This window comes from Alistipes ihumii AP11, from assembly GCF_025144665.1.
GTDB classification, from domain to species: Bacteria; Bacteroidota; Bacteroidia; order Bacteroidales; family Rikenellaceae; genus Alistipes_A; species Alistipes_A ihumii.
Window position 1 is genome coordinate 683,061 of sequence record NZ_CP102294.1, and the last position, 20,860, is coordinate 703,920.

Annotated in this window: 13 protein-coding genes; 2 read left to right on the forward strand and 11 right to left on the reverse strand. The window is 60.5% G+C overall.

What is annotated here, in order from left to right; all coding sequences use genetic code 11:
- Positions 1-232: 232 nt before the first annotated feature.
- The 11 genes from NQ491_RS02780 to NQ491_RS02830 form a co-directional block, all read right to left on the reverse strand.
- Complete coding sequence (locus NQ491_RS02780) at positions 233-3,016, reverse strand: alpha-L-rhamnosidase (protein WP_019244855.1); 2,784 nt, start codon at positions 3,014-3,016, stop codon at positions 233-235.
- A gap of 30 nt (positions 3,017-3,046) precedes the next feature.
- Positions 3,047-5,224 carry a glycosyl hydrolase gene (locus tag NQ491_RS02785; RefSeq protein WP_081587379.1) on the reverse strand — a complete coding sequence of 726 codons (2,178 nt, stop codon included), beginning with the start codon at positions 5,222-5,224 and terminating at the stop codon, positions 3,047-3,049.
- On the reverse strand, positions 5,215-5,958 hold the full coding sequence (locus NQ491_RS02790; protein WP_147524885.1) for a hypothetical protein: 744 nt from the start codon (positions 5,956-5,958) through the stop codon (positions 5,215-5,217). The genes NQ491_RS02785 and NQ491_RS02790 overlap by 10 nt, the downstream gene beginning before the upstream one ends.
- A gap of 458 nt (positions 5,959-6,416) precedes the next feature.
- Complete coding sequence (locus NQ491_RS02795) at positions 6,417-8,150, reverse strand: phosphoethanolamine transferase (protein WP_259800682.1); 1,734 nt, start codon at positions 8,148-8,150, stop codon at positions 6,417-6,419.
- Between the two features lie 62 nt (positions 8,151-8,212).
- The gene (locus NQ491_RS02800; RefSeq protein WP_026089490.1) at positions 8,213-9,481 is read right to left on the reverse strand and encodes a BamA/TamA family outer membrane protein; all 1,269 of its coding nucleotides are present in this window, start codon (positions 9,479-9,481) and stop codon (positions 8,213-8,215) included.
- Between the two features lie 96 nt (positions 9,482-9,577).
- Positions 9,578-10,105 carry a YtfJ family protein gene (locus NQ491_RS02805; protein WP_019244850.1) on the reverse strand — a complete coding sequence of 176 codons (528 nt, stop codon included), beginning with the start codon at positions 10,103-10,105 and terminating at the stop codon, positions 9,578-9,580.
- A gap of 172 nt (positions 10,106-10,277) precedes the next feature.
- A complete protein-coding gene (locus tag NQ491_RS02810) occupies positions 10,278-12,617 on the reverse strand; it encodes an alpha-L-rhamnosidase-related protein (protein WP_081587378.1) in 2,340 nt (779 codons plus the stop codon).
- A gap of 345 nt (positions 12,618-12,962) precedes the next feature.
- The gene (locus tag NQ491_RS02815; protein ID WP_019244848.1) at positions 12,963-14,366 is read right to left on the reverse strand and encodes an L-fucose/L-arabinose isomerase family protein; all 1,404 of its coding nucleotides are present in this window, start codon (positions 14,364-14,366) and stop codon (positions 12,963-12,965) included.
- Positions 14,367-14,527: 161 nt separating this feature from the next.
- The gene (locus NQ491_RS02820; RefSeq protein ID WP_019244847.1) at positions 14,528-15,448 is read right to left on the reverse strand and encodes an AraC family transcriptional regulator; all 921 of its coding nucleotides are present in this window, start codon (positions 15,446-15,448) and stop codon (positions 14,528-14,530) included.
- A gap of 565 nt (positions 15,449-16,013) precedes the next feature.
- Positions 16,014-16,967 (reverse strand): KpsF/GutQ family sugar-phosphate isomerase, encoded by a 954-nt coding sequence (locus tag NQ491_RS02825; RefSeq protein WP_019244846.1) that lies wholly within the window; start codon positions 16,965-16,967, stop codon positions 16,014-16,016.
- 53 nt (positions 16,968-17,020) lie between these two features.
- The gene (locus tag NQ491_RS02830) at positions 17,021-17,728 is read right to left on the reverse strand and encodes a GntR family transcriptional regulator (RefSeq protein WP_019244845.1); all 708 of its coding nucleotides are present in this window, start codon (positions 17,726-17,728) and stop codon (positions 17,021-17,023) included.
- Between the two features lie 301 nt (positions 17,729-18,029).
- On the opposite strand from NQ491_RS02830, the gene NQ491_RS02835 reads away from it, so the two are divergent.
- The gene (locus NQ491_RS02835) at positions 18,030-19,370 is read left to right on the forward strand and encodes a dihydrolipoamide acetyltransferase family protein (RefSeq protein WP_026089489.1); all 1,341 of its coding nucleotides are present in this window, start codon (positions 18,030-18,032) and stop codon (positions 19,368-19,370) included.
- 121 nt (positions 19,371-19,491) lie between these two features.
- A complete protein-coding gene (gene lpdA / locus NQ491_RS02840; RefSeq protein WP_019244843.1) occupies positions 19,492-20,856 on the forward strand; it encodes a dihydrolipoyl dehydrogenase in 1,365 nt (454 codons plus the stop codon).
- Positions 20,857-20,860: the final 4 nt, after the last annotated feature.

Consider the following 20,860-nt stretch of genomic DNA (forward strand, 5'->3'; position numbering starts at 1 on the left):
GAAACCGGAAACGGACAAGACGCAAACACGGTACTCACTATCCGGAACATGTCCGGCCTTCCTGTAGCCCGGACACGCGCGGACGGCATCGGACGACAAAGCGGTCGGCCCGAAGCCCGTACCGTCCGAAACCCGCACCGGGCCCCGGCAGGACAGACCGCAATCCATGAAAAAGAAGCTCGCGGAACCTTCCCGGTTCCGCGAGTCTTCCTCGCCGTTCATGCCCGAACGACTACCGGATCTCGAACGTATAGCTGCCGGACGGGAAGCGGTACAGCGGCGAACCGAGTCCTTGTCTGGCAACCGGATAGTCCGTCGGATCGAAAGCGCGGCCGTCGACCGTGATGTTCTTGCCCTCGGGAAGCGCCACGAGGCCGGAAGCATTGGCAGGAATAACGATTTTCCACCGCAGCAAGCCGTCTTCGTTGCGCCAGCCGCTTTCGACGAGGCCGTAGGGCGTATCGAGCGTAGCCTCGGCCCAGCGAAGCTGGCCGGTCATCGTCGGCTCGAAGCGAATCACCTTGAATCCGGGTCCCGAAGCGTCGGGACGGATGCCGGCGATGTCCTCGTAGAACCAAGCGTCGTATCCGCCCTGCATCGGATGACTCAACGAACCGTAAACCATGTCGGAATGTGCGCTGTCAATGGGAAGAACTTCCCACAGCGTCGTAGCGTCGCCAGCGATCCACATCCACTCGAAGCTGTTCTCGCCCTTTTTCGTGAATACGCGCCAGGCCGCCTCCGGATTGCCGTATCGCGACAGAGCCTGTCCGATCCGCCCGAGACCGAAAATACCCGTATGGATGAATCCGTCGTACTTTTCGTCGATATTGCGCACGATCGCATCGGACACGGCATGCTCGTCGCCGGCAGGCACAAGTCCCAGATCGAGCGCCATCGCATCGGCCGTCTGGCTGCCGAATGTCTTGTTCTTCCCGTCATAGAATTCCGCAACGAAAGCGCGGCCGATCCGATCCCGCAAATCGGCGTAACGGGCCGAATCCTCGGTGTTTCCGAGCACCGCGGCAGCCTTGGCCACGATCGAGGCGTCGAGGTAGTGGAAAGCCGTCGAGCTGAGCGGGATCGGACAATCGATCTTACCCGGCGGACACCAGTCGCCCAGGCCGTAAGGCACGATATGGTTCTCGGTCAGAGCCTCGACATGATCGACCCATTGCTTCATCTCGCCGTAATATTTCCGAAGCGCATCCTCGTCATCGTAATAGAGGTACATATACCACGGAAGCTGCACGACGGCCGTGCCCCAGTCGGGCGACGCAACGCCGCACAGGCGGCGGCCCGGCGAGATCATGAACGGAATGCCGGGCTGCTTATCGGCAAAATAGAACTGCGTGTTGTAGAGTTTCTGATGCAGCGTATTCTCCAAAAAGACGGAGGACGTCGAGCTGATGTCGGCCATGTACTTGGCCCAGAAATTACCCATGTCGTAATTGAAGCTCTCGAACGGGAACACGGCATGCGCGTCGCCGAGCCAGCCGCAACGCTCGCGGTGGGGACAGTCGGTCGGCAAACCGTGCGTATTGCTCAGCATCGTGCGCACGGCCATCTCGTGCAGACGGTTGATCTGCTGATCGGAACACTCGAAGCTGCCGCGCCGGGACACGTCGGTATGCACGACGACCGCCCTGAGCCACGAGGTATCCGGCTGCGTCGCCGCGCCGGAAAGCTCCAAGTAGCGGAAGCCGTGATACGTGAAACGCGGAGTCCATGTCTCGCGCCCGGTCCCCTTGCAAACGTATTCGTCGGTCTGTACCACACCGGTAGCACCGACGCCGGTCGTCCGATAGTCGATCGCGCGGCGGTTGTCGTCGAGCCGCTCGCCCATGCGCATCCGAAGGCGGGTGCCCTGCGGCTGCTCGACGGTCAGCCGGGGTACGGCGGCCACGTTGACGCCGAAATCGAAAATCCAGTTGCCGGCGGAATCCTGCCACATGGCTACCGGAGCGATTTCCTGCTTGAGCCGGATCGGCTCCATGACCTGCGGAACCAAGCGCGCGGGAATCACGCCCTCGGCCGGACGAACGCTCTTCCAATCTCCGGAAGGCGTTCCCGGCGAAGCCCAGCCGGCGATCTCGCGGTTCGCATCGTAAGACTCGCCGGCGTAGAGGTTCGCGCTCAGCACCGGTCCCGGAGCCCACGTCCACGTACTGTCGGTCGCCACGATCCGCTTCGAGCCGTCCTTGTAGGTAATCTCCATCTGCAACAGCAGCATCGGCTTGCCGTAACTCATGCCTGCGCTCCACACTTTGTCCTGATTGTACCAGCCGTCGCCGAGCATCACGCCGATGCAGTTATCCCCTTTTTCGAGCAGATCCGTCACATCGAACGTGCTGTAAAACGCGTACTGCTCGTAATTGGTCTGAGCAGGGTCCAACACGCGGGTCTCGTCGACGAGCCGACCGTTCAGATAGAGATCGCCGCACCCGAGTCCCGACATATAGACAACGGCCCGCTCGGGCTTGGTCCCGGAATTCGACGCATCGAACTCCTTGCGCAGATACGGCATGGGGGAATTTTCGCCCCACTCGGAGGTGATCCACTCGGCCTGCCAGCGGTAGGCCGTATCGGGACCGACCGAAAAACGGGCCGGCTCGCTCCACGGAGTCACCTCGTCGGCCGCGTTCCAAACACGGACGCGCCACCAGTAGAGCTTGCCCGGCTCGAAAACGACCCCTTCGGGCACGATGTTCAGCTGACGATCGGACAACTGTTTCTCGGAATTCCATACGTCGGCTCGGCCTTTTTCGAGCGACTTTTTGCTCGACGCGATCTCGACTTGCCAAGCCGTCTGCACGACATTCCGCGCATCGGAGGCGATACGCCAGCTGAGCGACGCCTTATCCACTCCCTCGGGATCGATCAGGTTGCGGCAACGCAAGCCGACCGCCTCGGTCTCTTTCGCGAGCTTACCGCCGTCGGACCGCTCCGTGCCGCAAGAAGCGGCGGCAAGAGCGACCGTAAGCAGCAGGCCGCTCGCAATACGGTTGATTTTCATAGCATTTATCGGTTTAGGTTAGAATTGCACTTATTTTATCCGGCGGACGATCATACCTTCGTAGGGCCCCAGCGTGAGCTCCGAGGAAGCCGCGAGAGGCCCGACCTCACCGTTCTGAGGGTTCCACAACTCGAGTTTCCGCGCCCCGGGAAAACTCAGCTTCACGCTTTGGGCCCGGTCCGTGTCGTTCGTGACGAAATAGACATCGCGGCCCCCGATCCGCTTATGAGCATAAAGAATATCCCTGTGAGGCGCAAAGACGATGTCGCGCGTAAGAATGCCTTCGAGCAGCGTATTCAGCCGTCCGGGCTCGAACTGCGGTTCGTAATAGACGGCCGGGCGAACAGGTCCCGCGCCGCCGGCGAGCTCGTTGAAGCGACGAACGATCCCTGCGGACGGAAATTCGTCCGGCGAATTCTTGGGCAGGGCGTTCAGTACGACGAGGCGTCCGCCGTCGAGGACGAATTCGGCGATCCGGTCCATAGCCTGCTGCGACAGCGTTTCGACCCCGGGCAGAATCAGCACGTCCCAGCGCAGATCGCCGTGTACGAGCCAGCCGCCTTCGACCTCGGACTCCTCGACTCCCCGGGAATCGAGATAGGAAAATTCCCAGCCGTTGTCCATCAGACAGTCGCTCACGCGGTCGAACAGCCGCGACAGCTGCTGCGCCTCGGGCGCGCCTCCGGCAATATCGTCCCAGCTCAGCAATCCGGACGGGAGCGGGCGGAATTTCGTCCACAGCGTCTCGATCGGATAATACACCGCGATGCGCGATGCGCGAACGCCGCCCGACAGCATCCCGACGACCCGGGCCACATACTCGTTGACAGCCGTGCGCCCGGCGGCATCCTCGTGCTGAAGCTGCAGATAGTTGTTGAAATCGGTCGCGCCGCCGAGAATCATCCGATTCAGCGTACCCTTGACCTGCTGCGTGGGAGCCTCCTTGCCGCCGTGGAAAGGATAGTCGGAGATCGGACACGACTCGACCATCATGCGCGAGCGGCCCTCCAGCTCGGCAGCCGACGAAGCCAGCCGCGACGAGTACAGGTAACGGCGCGTAAAGGCGGGAATTCCGGTCAGGTTGTCGATTCCCGGAATATCCATAGCCCGGTAGCACGCCATGATGTCGCCGTAAAGCGGCACGTGGGCCATCATACACTCCTCGAGCAGCAGATGTCCGCCCGAGAGAAGCTTCTGCGTATGGCAATAGTCGCGTATCTGTCCGAAATAGTTGCGGGTCAGCAGATCGGTAACGACCCGGAAATAGCGATAGCGGAGCTTCTGCCCTTCCGGTCCCTCGTCCAGCATCAGCCTCAGCAGTCCGTCCTCCAGCGAGAGGCCGTACCGGCTGTGGAACTCCGCCGAGACATTCTCCTTCCAAGGATAGACGCCATAGCCGGGATTCTGATACGGCTGAGCCATCAGCGACGGCTCGTCGGTGAAGGTCGAGGTGAACAGTTCGCCCAAAGGCTCGTCGAACGCGGAGGCATAGCGGCGGTGCGTCGTCTCGATAAAACGCCGCGTCACGTCCTCGAGCAGCAGACTCGGATAGCGCGGGGCGTATCCTCCGCCCCGGTCGGTCCCGGCCTGATAGCCCTCGTACAGCGCCGAGCGGTTGATCTCGGCCACCGTCCAGCGGCCCTCGGGCGCAAGCCAGCGCAGGCGGCCGTCGCGGACAAAAGCAGACAGATCGAGCGAGCGGTCGTAGTCGAGACCGCACTCGGTCACAGGCAACGCCCGTACGAGCACTCTCTCGCCCGGCAAGGCCGCGAGGTCGAGCGTCGTTCCGCCCCGAACGGTCGTATCGCGGAACAGCAGGCCCTCGGCTTCCCACTCGGGATGTCCTTCGAGCACATAGGTATGGGCCATACCCGACGGATAGGAACGCTCGTCGTAGAGCCACAGATCGAGCCCTTGCTTCTTGGCGGCATGCACGAAGCGGTTGAAAACGGCCAGTTCGTCGTCGCTGCGCAGATAATCGTCCGGATTGACATTCGTGGCCATGCCCCGATAGCCGTTATCCAGAATCCATCGGATCATCGAATCCTGCGCGCGCTCCTCGCGCGGCATGCTGTGCCGGTTCACATTCATCCGGTAACGCAAGGAAGGGTTCCGGAACTCCTCGCGCAAGGCTTTCGGGCCCTGCGCGGCCGAGACGTTCGCGAGCAGAAGCGCGGACGCCAGCCACCATGGTTTCATCATTCGCATAAGCAGACCGAATCGTTTGAAGTTGTCTTATCGAGCATCTCGCTTATCCGTTCGTACGAGCGGACCGTTCGTTCCGCCTCGCCGAAATTCAAAACGACATACTGTCCCGATCGTTTTCGCATATAAACGTACGGGCCCTTGCCCGAGGTCAGCATCAGCTTCGCCGTACCGATACCTCTCAGCCGGAAATAGCCCTTGCGGATCGTTCCCGTACCGAGCCCGTCCGTCCGTTCCTCGACGAAAGGCAGCGTGTCGGCCAGACGGACGGAAAAAAGTTCGTTCCACGGAATCCGTTCCCCATAGGCCCCGCCGATCCGCAACCGGTCCGACGACAGACTCAGCGAAGGGTCCCGCAGGGAAAAAACGGCATACCCTGCCACGAGAACCGGCAGGCCGAACAGCAAAGCCCAAAGAACCGGCACGACCGCCGTGGCGGAACTCCGCTGCGATTCGCCGGCCGAAATTCTTACCGCCGCGATCAGAGCGACCAGGGCGGGAGCGATCAGAAACAGCCACGATGCCTCGCGCCATCCCTGCGCAAGCGTCAACGTTCCCCCGGCAGCCGTCACGAAGGCGGCGCCCAGAAAAGTCCGCAACACGACCCGTCGCGCTTTCCGCCCCGCACGCCCGGCATCCGACGACGAAACGCAGCACGAAGACATGCGCGGGTTTCTCCCGACGATAAGTCCCGAACCGGCCAAAAGACCGGCTACCAGCCATATAGCTGCAACCATTCCCGTATCCTTGTACAAACGCATTTCCGCGGCAGACATACTCGCCGGCAGACAACAATCGCCCCCCGAATATCGGATACGACCGCGCCCCGACACGACCATCCCGACCCAAAGCCGAAAAAGGAAGTGCGAAATCCGTTACAAGATACGAAAAATAGACGGCATGACCAACGGAAAGGTGTACGCGAAAAAAGATAAACGACGATTCGCGGACAAAACGGAACGAGGATTTCCGCCCCTCGCCTCGCAAAGCCACGTCCGAAAACCCGTCCGTCGGGTCTTTCTGACCGCAATCCGAGAACCAGACCGCGGGAAACGTTTCCGAAAAAACAATAGCGGAGAGGATGTCCGGCCGGACATCCTCTCCGCTATTGTTCAACTCCTAACGGGCTTCCCGGCAAGAGCTCCTGCGCGACGTGCAAACGGACTCCGCATCTCCGCCGGAAAATAGTTTCCTATCAGTACCGAATAGTCCGGACATGATTCCGGTCATACTCGATACGATGTTTGTCGAGCATTTCGAAATCTTCCGGCTCGAGCCCCGAGTTGTAAAACTCGACCGCCTCGTTGTAATCGTTCAAATACATCCGTCGCAGCACGGGGACGAAGCCCGCGCTCGTAAACGCCTGCGTCGAATCGACATAGGGGCTCCGCAAGGAAGCGATGTCGGCCAGATTATGGAACACGGAGGCCGACGTGGCAGGCTTGCCGCAGTTCTCCCGCGCAGCCCGGTACTTTTCGGGGAACAGCTCGCGGTAACGGTCGGAAAACCATGCGAAGCTGGCCACATGAAGCTGATAGTAAGTCGGTGTGGGAGAGGCGTGCAAAAAGCGGTTCCGGTCGTCGTCCATCAGGTCCTCGCCATGATCGGAGCAGAAGAAAAGGGCCGTAACGGCATCCGTGCTGTCGAGTACGGAAATGACCTGATCGAGCACATAGTCGGTATAGCGGATGCTGTTGTCATAAGCGTTGCGCACCTTGTCCTTGGTCTCGCGGTTGACGGCCGACGCATCGTCGGGCGTGAAGAAGGCGAAATCCTTCGGATAGCGCTTGGTGTAATCCATATGCGAGCCGTACATGTGCAGCACGACGAACAGACTGCTGTCGGTCGAAGCGACGGCCTGCCGCAGAATCGGCAGCATGTCGCCATCGGGCCGGTTGTCGGTATAGAGCTGTCCTTCGCGCGGAGATATGTCCACCCGCCGGTCGGCCTCGGCGGAGAAATAGTCGATCAGCGAGCGGTTCGGAACCTGATTCGAAATATACAGCGTAGCGAATCCCGCCTCCTTGAACGCGGTGATGATGCTCTTTTGTTCGAATATGTCGTTGTAATTTTCAGCCGAAACGGACGAAAGAATCACGGGCACGCTCTTATGCGTCGCGTTGCACTGGGTCAGCATATCGCCGAACGGGACGACCCCGTCGCGGCGCTCGAGCATGGGCGTAGTCTGTCTCGGGTAGCCGAGCAGGCTCCACGACGGAGCCCGAGAAGCCTCGCCGACCACCATCACGTAGATTTCGCGGCCGTCCGGCACGCTGTCGCGCGTCACGCCGAAACGAAAATCGCGGGAAGTCTCGGGATATGCGTTGCTTTGCGCCCAACGGTCGAGCGAAAGACGGATATTATAGATCACGTTGACGGGAAAAATATGATAGCGGATGCCGAACCCCGGATGGCGGGCATACGAGACGCCGGCCATTCCCCCGCCGAGAATCAATGCGGCAAGAGCTCCGAGCGCCGCCCGACGGCGGAACGGGACCGAAAGCCGGTCTCTAAGCAGCAGCGAGCGGACAGCCAGCACGATCAGCGGGACGTAGAGAACGATGACGAATACGATCGAGGGCCAGATGTTGCCCAGCAGCTCGCCGGCCTCGGAGGCGTTCGTCGTAAAGAGATTCGTGAACATGTCCACCGCGATGATCGACCCGCCGAACAGATACAGCAGCACGATCTGGAACGCGCCGAGAACCATCAGCGGAAACGAACAGAGCATCAGCAGCCCGGGCCGCTTCAGCGCCACGGCGAGCAGCAGATAGACAGCTCCCGGCATCAGTAGCGAGGCGGTCACGGTCGTGAACGAATAAGGCTCCGTAATAGCGAGCAGCACGTTGGGCAGCAGCATCACGACGACATACACGACGACGATCGCGCTCTGCCTGTTCCACCATTTGTGCAATTTATCGAATGACATGGTTCAATTCCGTTTTGAGTCGAGGCATCCGGCAACCTGCTGCCCGAAGGCAGCAGACCGCCTCAGAACGCCTCGTTGATACTGAACAAAAATCCGTTCTGGTCCTTCTTGCCGAACCCGTAGTCCAATCGGACGTTCATCCGCTTCTTGAACTCCCAGCGGTAGCCGATACCGTAGTTCGGCAGCGTATGCTTCCAGTTGAACCGCTGAATGGATGGGAAGACATTGCCCGCTCCGATCCAGACGGCGATACCGCTGCGTCCGTACACCTTTTGCCGCAGTTCCACCTGCGCCTCGATCATCTTCTTGTCGCGGTAGCGTCCCTCGTAATATCCCCGCATCCGGTACGAGCCTCCGAGCAGCGAGAGCATGGTCCAGGGCGTGTTACCGTAATTGAACATCGCGTGCAGATCGTATGCCAGCACGCCGCCCTTCCATACCCGGTGGTATGCGTTGCCCTGAAACTCGGTCCGCGAGAAAGCTCCGTCGTTGCCGAAGAAACCCGGGAATATCCGCTGCTCGAGCTTGACGTATATGCCGCGCCACGCGTTAGGAATGAAATCGCGCGAGTCGTACAGCAAAAAAGCAGCCAGCCCGGTATTGATATAGCGCGTCTTTTGTCCCCGCAGATAGTCTATGTTGGAAAAATCTCTTCCCTCGATGTAGTTGAAGCTCGGACTGACCCCGAGATAGAAATTCTTCGACACGCGGAACATGAAATCGACCTTTATCTGGTTCTGAAGCCGCTTGTACGACTCGGCCTGATTATAGGTGGCGTCCCGGTACCCGATTCCCCAAAAAGCTCCCGGGAACGAGAAGAAATAGGCGGTGAAGTCCAGCCGGTACTTCGACTGTTCGAACAACGTATTGCCTCGCACGCCGAGCAGATAGAACCCGGTCGTCGTAATGTCGCCGAACAGCGACACGTTCGACGGCGGGGTCAGCGTGTCCCCCTTGCCGGTCCGGTACAGTCCGGCTGCCACCAAACCGAGTCCCAGCTTCGTGTCGGACGAGTAGTGCGGTCCGCCGATAATGCTGAAATCGAACTTCTTGGTCAGCGTCTTGTCCTCGTTCGCGCTTTCAAAATAATGGTAGAAGCGACGGAAGAAATTGTTTCTGCGAACGACCGTATCGCCCGTCTTTTTGATCCGGGTCAGATAGCGGTGTTTGACGACCGTATCGCCGGACGCCTTGAATACGGTATCGGACGAATAGCCGATCGTCGTGTCGGCAGCGGCCGCCGATACCGAAGACGAAGACCGGCCGTAAACCGGCAAACCGGTCACGGCCAAGAGCAGGATAGCGGACAGAAGGTTTCTTGCGTTTATCATACATGCGGCAGATTAATGCCGGGCACCTTGCCTCGGCGGCTTCGCCTCCGAAGGAGAACAGATGCAAAAGTAGCGAAATATCGCTCCCCGACCAAACTACCGGTATTTGTCGATCACCCGATAGAACTCGTCGATCTGCTGCTGGGCCATTTCGCCCTTGCTCATGAACTCGACCTCGCCGTCCTTGGTCACGAACAGCAGCACGAACTGGTCGTTGCAATCGCCCAGATCCCATGCCTTGCTCAGAATCCGGTCGGGATCGGTATAGATCGCCGCGCCGGTCTGTTTCACTTTCTTGCGGATCATCGCGCGTACGATCGAGTTCGGAAGCATCGGGGCGTCCTTCAGGTTCACGATGCCGAAACCGTAGATGTTCGGACTGTCGATCTGATTTTTCTCCAGATTCTCGCGGAACTCTTTGTTCTGATTGGCATGATCGGGATCGACGTAAAAGATCAGCAGGTGCTTCTTGCCGAAATACGGCATTTCGGCCGGCTCGTTGCTGGCGTCGTAAATCTTGACGGCGGAGACTTTCTTTTTAGCCGGACCGGCCGCCTCGCAGCGAACGGACGCCGAGAAAGCCAGCGCCAAGATCACCGCCCAAACGACATTCAACTGTTTCATGAATTACACGTTTTAAACCGGACAAAGTTACCAACGAAAGGGGTGAAAAAGAATCGTTTCGTTGGTTCGTAACACGCTTTTTGTAGTCGGTTTCACCCGAAAAGCGGAAAAACAGGCAAAAACCGAGCCTATCCGGTTCCATGAAACGAGAATGAAACAGGAATATTACACTCTATTTCTGCGAAGCCTTCAGGCAGACCGTCCGCGTGGCGAACGGTTTCACGCGGATCCGTTCTCCCCGCTCCGTCACGATCTCGATCGCCTCGGAAGGAGCGTTTACCGTATAGCGGATGCGGTCGCCCTCCGCCTGCCAGCGAACGGCGATCCGTTCTCCCGACGGGAGCGGAACGTCGCCTTCGGCCTGTCCGAGCGAGCCGGGCAGCAGCTTCAGGTCGAAAGAGTTCGTCCGTCTGTCGAACCGGGGATGAAGTCCCAGCACGTAGCGGGTCAGTTGCCAAGTCGGCGCGCCCGCCCATTGATGACAGTGCGTCCAGCGCGTATCGAACACCTCGACCCAAGTCGTGCGGCCTTCGCCCAGCGCCCAGCCCCAGCACGCGCGATACTGGTCGAGTACGAAATCGGCCTCGCCGCTCTCGAAAAGCACGGGAAACGCGTAATGGGCGAAATAGGGCGTGATCAGCCGGGGATTGTTGGCAGCCGGATCGCTCAGCCGGGGAGCGGTCGGATCGTTCGGAAAGCAGCGCAGAATATGCCGCTTAATGAACGCGACGGCTTCCTCCCGGCGGTCGTCGGGAACCAGTCCGGCGCGTAACCCGAGCACGGTCCGGTGATACCCCACCTTGTCCCAGTCGAAGCCGCAGGCGGCGTAGTAGCGGTCGAGAATCCGGCGGAAGCGGTCCGCCTTCTCGCGATAGTAGGCTTCCCGGTCGTCGAGCCGCAGCTCGGACGACCAGCGTGTCATAGACTGCACGGCGATCATGTAGTGCAGATTCAGCGCCATGTCGCACGGTCCGTCGTTCGGAACGTAGCCCCAGTCGATGAAGTTCCAGTACGGACATTCGCCCGAGATACCTTCGTCGGTCATGTAGCGGTCGAACGCCGCCACGTTACGCTCGGCAGCCTCGTACAACTCGCCGAGCAGCGTACGATCGCCCGTCAACCGCACGTAACTGAGGCAAGCCGGAACCCATTGCAGCGCATAAGAGGCCATGTACGACTCGCCGCCGGGACACAACCCGGCCACGAGCCCCGCGCTGTCGGCGCACTGGGCCGACTGGACGAGCCCGCGTCTCACGATCGCGATGTCCGAAAAGCCGGCGGCCCCGATCTCCATGCCGACGATGCCCACATCGCCGAGCCACTGGCCCCGCTCGCGCGTCGGATTGTCGATCAAAGCGTCCTCGCTGCAAGCCTTGTATGTCTCGATTCCCGTATTCCATATCCGCTCGAGCAACGTGTCCCCGCAAGCGAAGCGGCCCTCCGGGCGATCGTAATAGCTCCGCTCGACGAAGCGTTCCTCCAAAAAGCGCACGCTGTCGGGCGGCGCGATCACATGCACCTCGACGAAACGGCCGCCCTTAGGCACGAGCGGGAAAAATGCCTGCTCGCCGCCTCGCGCCACGAAACGGCACAGGTTGTACGAGTCGCCCGCCGACAGCGTGATCCACGGGGCCACCCGTCCGCCGCTGAGAAACTCCGAAAACGCGATCTCGACGACCGTTCCCTCGGGCAAGTCCATCCGCAAGCAGGGTCTCGAGAGCCGGACGCGCCCCAAATCGTAACGCCGCCAAACGCCCTGAGCCGGATAGCGGCTGTCGTCCAGATCGCGCAGGAAGAAACTCGCCCCGGGATTGTCGCCCGGGTAGCCGAACACTTCGGCGAGAACGCCCTTCCCGATCAGGCGGGGCGTCACGTCGAGACTGCGCACGGGCGCGATCCGCGACGGAGCGAACTCCCCGAGCGGACGACGGACGGAGACAGGCTCCGCCCACGACGAATCGTCGAAAGACGCCTGCTGCCAACCTTCCGGCAACCGGCGCGTATCGACCCACTCGACCCAGCCCAGCTGAGGATTGACCCTGCGGACCTGCGAAGCGTAGCCCTCGAGCGGAAGGCAGCGCCAGCGCACGGGCACCTCACGGTCGCCGACCGAAGCGCGCACGTACAAAAACGGCTGAATCTCGCGCAGGATGCGGGTCGCCACGCCCTCGTGCTGCACCTGCACGGCCAGCGTATGCTCGCCGGCCGCCAAGCGGACACGACGCGTCTGGTACTCGGGATACTTCGCCGCATAGCGGTCGGGGCCCTCGGTATAGTACGCGCCGTCGAGCCACACGACATACCACGAAGCCCCGCTCAATTGCAGATCGACCGTCGTGTCGGCATCGAGCGAGAAAGTTCCCCGGAAAGCGACATGCCGGTCAGGGGCGGCAACGGCCGAATCGGTCCACATCAGCCGGTCATGAATACCGGCCCGAACCGGCCCGGCAGTCCCCACAAACAACAGAAAGGCCCACACCCCGGCCCGACGGATCATGTTAAGAAAAGTCATAGCAGTATCACGTTAGTAGTTTTGCAAACTATCTCGAAGCGTCTGCAACCGGCTCGCCCGCCACCCCGAAGGACGGAAGCGGATCGGCGAATCGGCCACGCGGCCGCCATATAGTCCGGTCATCGGGCGCAAAGCTTTCCGAACCCCTGCGACCGGAAAACGCGCACGCCGGAGCGTGAGCCGCACCGTATGCCTTCCCGCCCCGAAACGTCATCGCTCCGAGTCCGCCGGCCCCGCCCGGACGGTCCCTCCGGATCGGCCGCACGGGCGCATTCGCCGGCAAGACCGCCCAAAGAGCGACCGGAATCGCCGCCATGCCGCATGGAGCCCGGCGAGCCCGCCGCGTCAACAGACCTTTATGAACGGTATGCCGAGCAGAAAGGCCAGTTTTTCGATCCGGTCCGAAAGATGTCCCGTGCCGATCGCGCAATGATGCGACGGACCGGCCTTGGCCCAACCGTCCATAAAGGCGCGCGCGCCGATCGGAAAGCGATAGCGGCTGTTCGTATTGCCGATCTGAAGCGTCTTGCCTTCGACCGACTCGCCCTCGGCCGCAAGCAGGAATACGCCGTCGCGGCCCTCGACGACCGACAACAGCGTCACGGGCCCCCGCCGGACGCTCATCTGGATCGACAGTCCCTTGCCCGGCTTGCCGTGATAGACCGGCAGCGGAACCAGACCCACGCGGCCCTCGGCCATCGCGAAATGAGCAGGCCCGTCATGTCCCCACAGCACGACGTCGTCGTCGAAATCCATCGCATAGGGTTCGGAGAAAGAGCCGCCTCCGCCGAGCAGCGCCATGATCTTCATCGCATGAGCGTTCTTGACCTCGCACTCGCCGGCTACGGGAACTCCCCGCCCGGTAAGCAGCGTATTGCCGGCGATCACCGATGTGACGATGTTCTCGTAATCGCCCGTCCCTTCGTAATAATAAGCCATCGATCCGAGAGCGTGCCGGGCGACCAGCCCGTCGAGCGCCACCGACGTCCGCGCGGCCCGCTCGATCTCGGAACGTTCGCAGTCGGAAGCCACGTCGAACGTTTCATAGAACTCGTCGATCTTCGCGGCGACCTGCTGCGACGTCGCCTCGTCGCGCAATGTCTTCAGCTCGCACATTTCGAGCAGCTCGAAATGAGTGCCGAACACGCCCGAGAGGCGCGTCAAGTCGGTGTACACGTCGAGCATGCCGCAGTAATAGTGGCCGAGCACGCCCATGCGGTTGCGCCGCAGCTCCGATGCCGCCCGGGCGGCATCGACCCACGCCCCGATCCGTTTCCAGACCGCATCCTCCGCCAAATAGCCCGTGACGATATCGTAACGCAGTCCGAGCCGGTTGAACACGCAGGCCACCTCGGGCACCGAGCAGGCCTGGCAGTGGGCGAGCCACTCGCCGGTCATCCGTCCCCGGTCGCCCATCGCGTTGAGTCGGTCGTAGTCGATAGCCGGCTCGGGCTGCAGATTCAGCATGACGACCGGAACGCCCAACCGCTGTACGACGGGCAGTACGGTCGACGAAAGCGCATACGTCGATATGTAGAGGAAGACCAGTTCCGCACCGTTCTCGCGCAGCAGCTTCGCCGCCGCCTCGGCTTTGGCCGGCTCGTCGACCATCCCGGCGTCGACAACCTCGGCTCCCGTTTCGGCGAGCCGATCGGCTATCCGGCGGCGGTACCCCTCCAAACGAGCCAGCAGGCCCTCGAACTGGGTCCAATAAGTGTTCAGTCCTATTCCGAAAAGTCCTATCTTCATCGTTTCGTCATTTTTTAATTCCGGAGCACCCTTGTCCGTCTGCCGCAAGCCGCCGCAAAAGGTCTACGCTTTCCGGGAACGGGCGTCTCTTATTTACAAAGATAAACAATGGGAAACTTCCGGCACGTACTAAAATTGACCGGCAGGTTACGAATTTTGCCTCATGCGCGCTTCGGCCCGTCCGTTTCGGGCACATTGCGGCGAATCCAAGCGCGGTATTCGAGCGGGCTGCGGCCCGTCCTTTTTTTGAAAAAGCTGGAAAAATAGCGGGACGAATTGAAATCGAGCGCATAGGCGATCTCCTTGACCGTCATCCGGTTTTCCGAAAGCAACTCCATGGCCCGGTAAAGCTTCAGTTCGATCAGATACTGGGCCGGAGCCATGCCCGTCAGGCGCTTGAAAGCCGAACGGAACCACGAATAACTGACATTCAGGCGCCGGGCGATCTGCTGAGCGGAAAGCGGCTCGGACAAATTGTCGATCATCATCAGTTTGGCCCGGGCGATCTTGTCGCGCACGACCCCGTCGGAAGGCTTCTCCCTGCGGCTGCGGTTCAGCGCCAGCCCCATCAGCAGAGACACCGCCCCGCAAAGCACCTGCTGGTAGCAGGGGTCTTCCCTGCCGGCTACGGCCAGCGCCTCGCGGTAGACATCGACGGCCAGCGGAGAAAGTCCGATCCGGAACACCGGCGACTTTCCGCTGAAAAAGCCGCCGCCCACGCGGTCGTCGATCACCCGTCCCCGGAATCCGATCCAGTAGGCGCTCCATCCCGTTTCGGGACTGGGACGGTAAGTATGCCAGCCGCCGGGAAAGATCAGGAACATCGTACCGGCCGTCAGCCGGTAGCTGCCGCTTTCCGTGCGGAGCGTCCCCTCGCCGTCGACGACATAGATCAACTGGTACTCGTCGAGCACGCGCCCGGAAACAACGTCGAAATAGTAGCCGCGCGGATGAATCGGAGACGGATAGGCCTCGTCGGGGTCCACCCGCTGAAAGCCCACCGACGTGGCGGTAATGCCCCATCGGTGATCGCTCTCGTTAGCCACCAGGTATTTGAACTCGCTATGGTCCGATTTGTCCATGATCGTAAGAAAGTGAACCTTCGCCCCATAAGCCCCCGGCGGTCCTACCGACTCGCCCGATAGCCGGACCGGCTTCCCGTGCCGGGGCGCGTCCGCGCAGGCCCGCCTCGGCGCTGTGCTCCGATGACCAAAGATAGGTATTTTTCCGCATATTTCCGCCCCGAGCTCTCCCACATCGGCAGTGGGGCGACATGCGCCCGTCCGGCGTAAATTCCGACATGGAACGCGGACGATCCGTGCCCTGCAAAACCGACCGCCATAACGAAGAAACGTCCGTTCCGACAAAAACGGCGAAAGGAACTCTCCGTCGTTTTCTGCCGACGATTCGATACGGACGACAGACAGACGAACTTCAGGAAAGTTCGGAAGGACTACGACAGAGGGGGACGGCCCGATCCAAGGTCATCCGCGAAACGGCATGTCGACGGATTTGCCACCGGCCTTCGTTCTGCGAGCACAACGCCGGCAACGCCAATATCCACAAATCCAAATCCTCATGCGACGAAGGACCGCAACTTTTGCCGCCCTCCCGAAAAGTCCCCCCGCTCGGCCGCGCCGGCAGGAGTCAACCGAGCACCGACACGTTGAAGAACTCCACGACGCCGACCGGCCCTCCGCTCTCGTCGGTCACGACGATCGAATGAATCTTGTGGGTGCGCATCATCTCCTCGGCCTCCGTGATCCGGGCGTCGGGCGAAACGGTCTTCGGACTGCGCGACATGATCTGCCGGGCTTCGATATTGAAAAAATTTTCCTTGTACTTGGTCATCGCGCGACGCACATCGCCATCGGTGATAACGCCCGTCAGACGCCCCTGTTCGACGATCGCGGCAATCCCGAGCCGCGCGTCGCTGATGCGGATAATCACATCGCCGAGCGTTGCGGTCGGCTCCACGCACGGAATGTCCTTGCGCATCACGTCTCGTACCCGGGTCAGCAAGCGGCGTCCCAGGCTGCCGCCCGGATGGAATACGGCATAGTCCTCGGGCCGGAAGTTCCGCTCGCGGATCAGCGCGATGGCCAGCGCGTCGCCCATCACGAGCATAGCCGTCGTCGAAGAGGTAGGAGCCAGATTCATCGGGCAGGCCTCTCGCGTGACGTTGACGTTCAAATGATAGTGCGCGTTCTTGGCCAGCGTCGACTCGGGATTGCCCGTCATCGCGATGATCCGGTTGCCGTTGCGCTGCATGAACGGAATCAGCCGCAGAATCTCGTCGGTCTGACCCGAGTTGGCCATCGCCAGCACGATGTCGTTGCGGGAGATCATACCCAGATCGCCGTGATAGGCTTCGCCCGGATGCAGAAAAAAGGCAGGCGTTCCGGTACTGGCCAGCGTAGCGGCTATCTTCTTACCGATCAGGCCCGATTTGCCCATGCCGGTCACCACGACCTTGCCCGTACAGGCCAGAATCGCGCGGACAGCGCCCTCGAAATCGTCCGTCAGCAGGGTAGCCAGCCGGCTGACCGCATCCGCCTCGGCGTGAATCGTATCGACGGCGCATTGTCTAATCTGACTCATATCTTCTTCGTTTTTAAGTTCGGAAACGGAAAGCGCAAAGCTACGAAAATAATTTAGAAGGTACCGATCAGCCCGTAGCCCTGCGTCGCGCAAAAGACCTGACTGTATATGTGAAACCCGGGCCGGGATGTCTCGATCTTGCGGTTGAGCTGCAGAATCGGATGCCCCGCACGTACGCCCAGATATTCCTGCAGGCGCTTGTCGGCCCGTATGGCGAACAGCTGCTGCGTGCCTCCGGTCACGGTGATCTGATATTGGGAGCGAAGCGAGTCGAACAGCGAGCGGTTCTCGAGATCGTAGTTCAGAAAACGCGGCAGCCCGATATTGGGCAGCATCGTGATGTCGAAAAATACCGGCACTCCGTCGAGCAGCCGCAGCCGCTCGAAATAGATGCATCCCGCACGCCGCTCCCACTCTTCCACAGGAAACGAGAAAGCCTCGGTCCACGTCCGCAGTTCGGGTTTCAGAATGATGTGCGTCGAGAAGTTCGGGCTGCCGACGGCCGCGCTCGTACCGGAAATCGACAAGATGCCGATCCCCTTGGGAGCGCCTTTGACAATGCTGCCTTTCCCCTGATGTTTGAATATGAACCCGTCCGAAACGAGCTGGTCGAGCGCCTTTCGGACGGTCGGCCGCGCGACGGAGAACCGGGCGCACAGCTCGTGCTCGGAAGGCAACAGATCGCCCGCCGAAAACTCGCCGGACGAAATTTCCCGGCGCAGCGCTTCGTATACCTGTTTATATTGAGGCAAATTGCCCATAAAATTGCCGTTTTGTTCCGCGGGCGACGTCTTTCCCGCCGCGCGAAAAGGATTACCACTAAATATCTTAATGCGTTTCCCTCGTTCAAAATTAGGAAAATAATTCCGTCCGTGCAAATTTCGCAGAAAGAAATTTGTACATACAAGCTGCCAACTTGTAACACAACACCACCGGAGCTAACACGCTAACCGACAGCATTTAGAAAAAAATAATGAAATCACTTGTATATATGACTTATTGTTGTATCTTTGCAGGGTAAAAGCACAAAACTAACTTTACAAAATACTAATCGAACAACTTATGGCAACAGTAGTCATCATGCCGAAACAGGGTCAGTCCGTAGAGAGCTGCATCCTGACCGAATTCAAGAAGAAAAAAGGCGACTCCGTCGCGGTAGGCGACATTCTGTTCTCCTACGAGACGGACAAAGCCTCGTTCGAAGAAGCCGCCCAAGTGGCCGGCACGGTACTGGACGTATTTTTCGACAACGGGGACGAAATTCCCGTACTGACGAACGTCATGGTAATCGGCAACGAAGGCGAGTCGACGGCCGAGTTCCGCCCGGGCGGCGAGACGGCTGCGCCGGCCGAGACACCCGCGCCCGCTCCGGCGGCAGCACCTGCAGCGGCTCCGGCAGCAGCGCCTGCGGCTCATGCCGAGACGACCGCCGCTCCGACCGGCGCTTCGTCGCCCGTTTCGCCCCGCGCCAAGATGCTCGCGGCCAAGGAAGCCGTCAACGCATCGGCTTTGGCCGGATCGGGTCCTCACGGCCGCGTGATCGAGCGGGACGTGAAGGCCGCGCTGGAAGCCGCGCCGAAAACGACCCCGCTGGCCAAAGCTATCATGAAGGAAACGGGCGCTCCGCTGCCCGAGGCCGGAAGCGGTTTGGCCGGCATGGCCAAGGGTGCCGACGTTGGCGCGCTGAAGAACCACGTCTATTCGTCGGACAGCGAGATCAAGCCGCTCTCGAACATGCGCAAGCTGATCGCCAAGGCAATGCACGCTTCGCTGCAGAACTCGGCCCAGCTGACGCACCACCTCGGCGCCGACGCCCGCCGCGTGCTGGCGCTGCGCGAGAAGGTCAAGAAAGCGATGGAAAACGGTTACCCGACCAATATCACGCTGAACGACATGGTCTGCCTGGCCGTCATCAAGGCGCTGAAGAAATTCCCGCAGGTCAACGCTCACTTCTTGGGCGACAGCACCCGCAACTTCTCGAAAGTGCACCTCGGACTGGCCGTCGATACCGAACGCGGCCTGATGGTTCCGGTGGTCAAGAACGCCGACGACCTGTCGATTCAGGGCCTCTCGAACCAGCTCAAGGAAGTGGCCAACGCCTGCAAGAAAGGATCGATCGATCCGGACCTGCTGTCGTCGGAGGCCGCCTCGTTCACCGTATCGAATTTGGGCAACTACGGGGTCGAGGTCTTCACGCCGGTGATCAACCTGCCTCAGGTAGCCATTCTGGGTGTCAACACGATCGTGCCGCGGCCTAAGAATTTGGGCGGAGGCGTCTACGGTTTCGTTCCTTATATGGGTCTGAGTCTCACGTACGACCACCGCGCGCTGGACGGCGGCGAGGCGACCCGTTTCGTAAAGCAGATCGCCACGGAGATCGAAAACCTCGACTTCGAGCTTTAAGCCGAAACGGTGCGACGCTTCGCGGATTTTGAATTCCATGCCACGCTCCGCGGAACCCGCATCGCGGGAATCCCTCGGCGGACGGGCATATAAAGCGAAAAACTTCTAATCTGAAATAAAAATGATCGATTTAGCAATTATCGGCGGAGGTCCCGGAGGCTACGTGGCTGCGGAACGCGCCGGAGCCAAAGGGCTGAACGTCGTGCTGTTCGAGAAACGCGAACTGGGCGGCGTATGCCTCAACGAAGGCTGCATCCCGACCAAGACGCTGCTTTACAGCGCGAAAGTCTACGACTACGCCAAGCACGGCGACAAGTACGGAGTGAGCGCGCCGGGAGCGACGTTCGATTTCGGCAAGATCGTCGAGCGCAAGAATAAGGTAGTCAAGAAGCTCGTCGGAGGCGTCGGCTCGGCCATGAAAGCCAACAAGGTACGCGTCGTGCGGGGCGAGGCGAAAGTCAAAGGACGTTCGCAGAACGGCATCGAGATCGAATGCGCGGGCGAAACGTTCTATGCGGTGAACCTGCTGCTCTGCACGGGATCGGAGGCATTCGTGCCGCCCATTCCGGGCGTTAAGGAGGCCGGCGATATCATCGTGACGAACCGCGAAATCCTCGATCTGAAGGAGCAACCCAAATCACTGGTAATCATCGGCGGAGGTGTGATCGGCATGGAGTTCGCCAGCTTCTTCAACAGTCTCGGCACCGAAGTGACCGTCGTCGAGATGCTGCCGAAGATTCTCGGCGGACTGGACGGCGAAATCAGCGCCATGCTGCAGGACATCTATGCCAAGAAGGGTATCAAGTTCAACCTCAACTGCAAGGTGACCGAAATCCGCGGCAACGAGGTAGTCTATGTCGACAAGGACGGGCAGACGCTGTCGGCCAAAGGCGACAAGATCCTGATGAGCGTCGGCCGCCGCGCCGTAACGGCAGGACTCGGTCTGGAAAACCTCGGCATCGAGATGAACCGGGGAGCCGTCAAGGTCGACGACAAGATGCGCACGAACGCTCCGAACGTCTTCGCCGCAGGAGATATCACCGGGTTCTCGATGCTGGCCCACACGGCCAGCCGCGAGGGCGAGGTCGTCGTCAACAACCTGACGGGCCGCGCGGACCGGATGCGCTACAACGCGATTCCGGGCGTAGTCTACACGAATCCCGAGGTGGCCGGCGTCGGTCTGACTGAAGAGCAGGCCAAGGCCGAGGGAATCGAATACAAGATCGCCAAGCTGCCGATGGCCTACGCGGGTCGCTTCGTCGCCGAGAACGAAGGCGGCGCAGGCCTGTGCAAGGTGATCGTCGGCGCGAAGTACGGCGAGGTGCTGGGCGTGCACATGCTCGGCAATCCGTGCAGCGAAATCATTTACGGCGCCTGCATGGCCATCGAGCAGGAAATGACGCTCAAGGAGATGCAGGAGGTGGTGTTCCCCCACCCGACCGTTTCCGAGATTTTCAAAGAAACCGTCTTTTCATTCAACGAGTAACCAG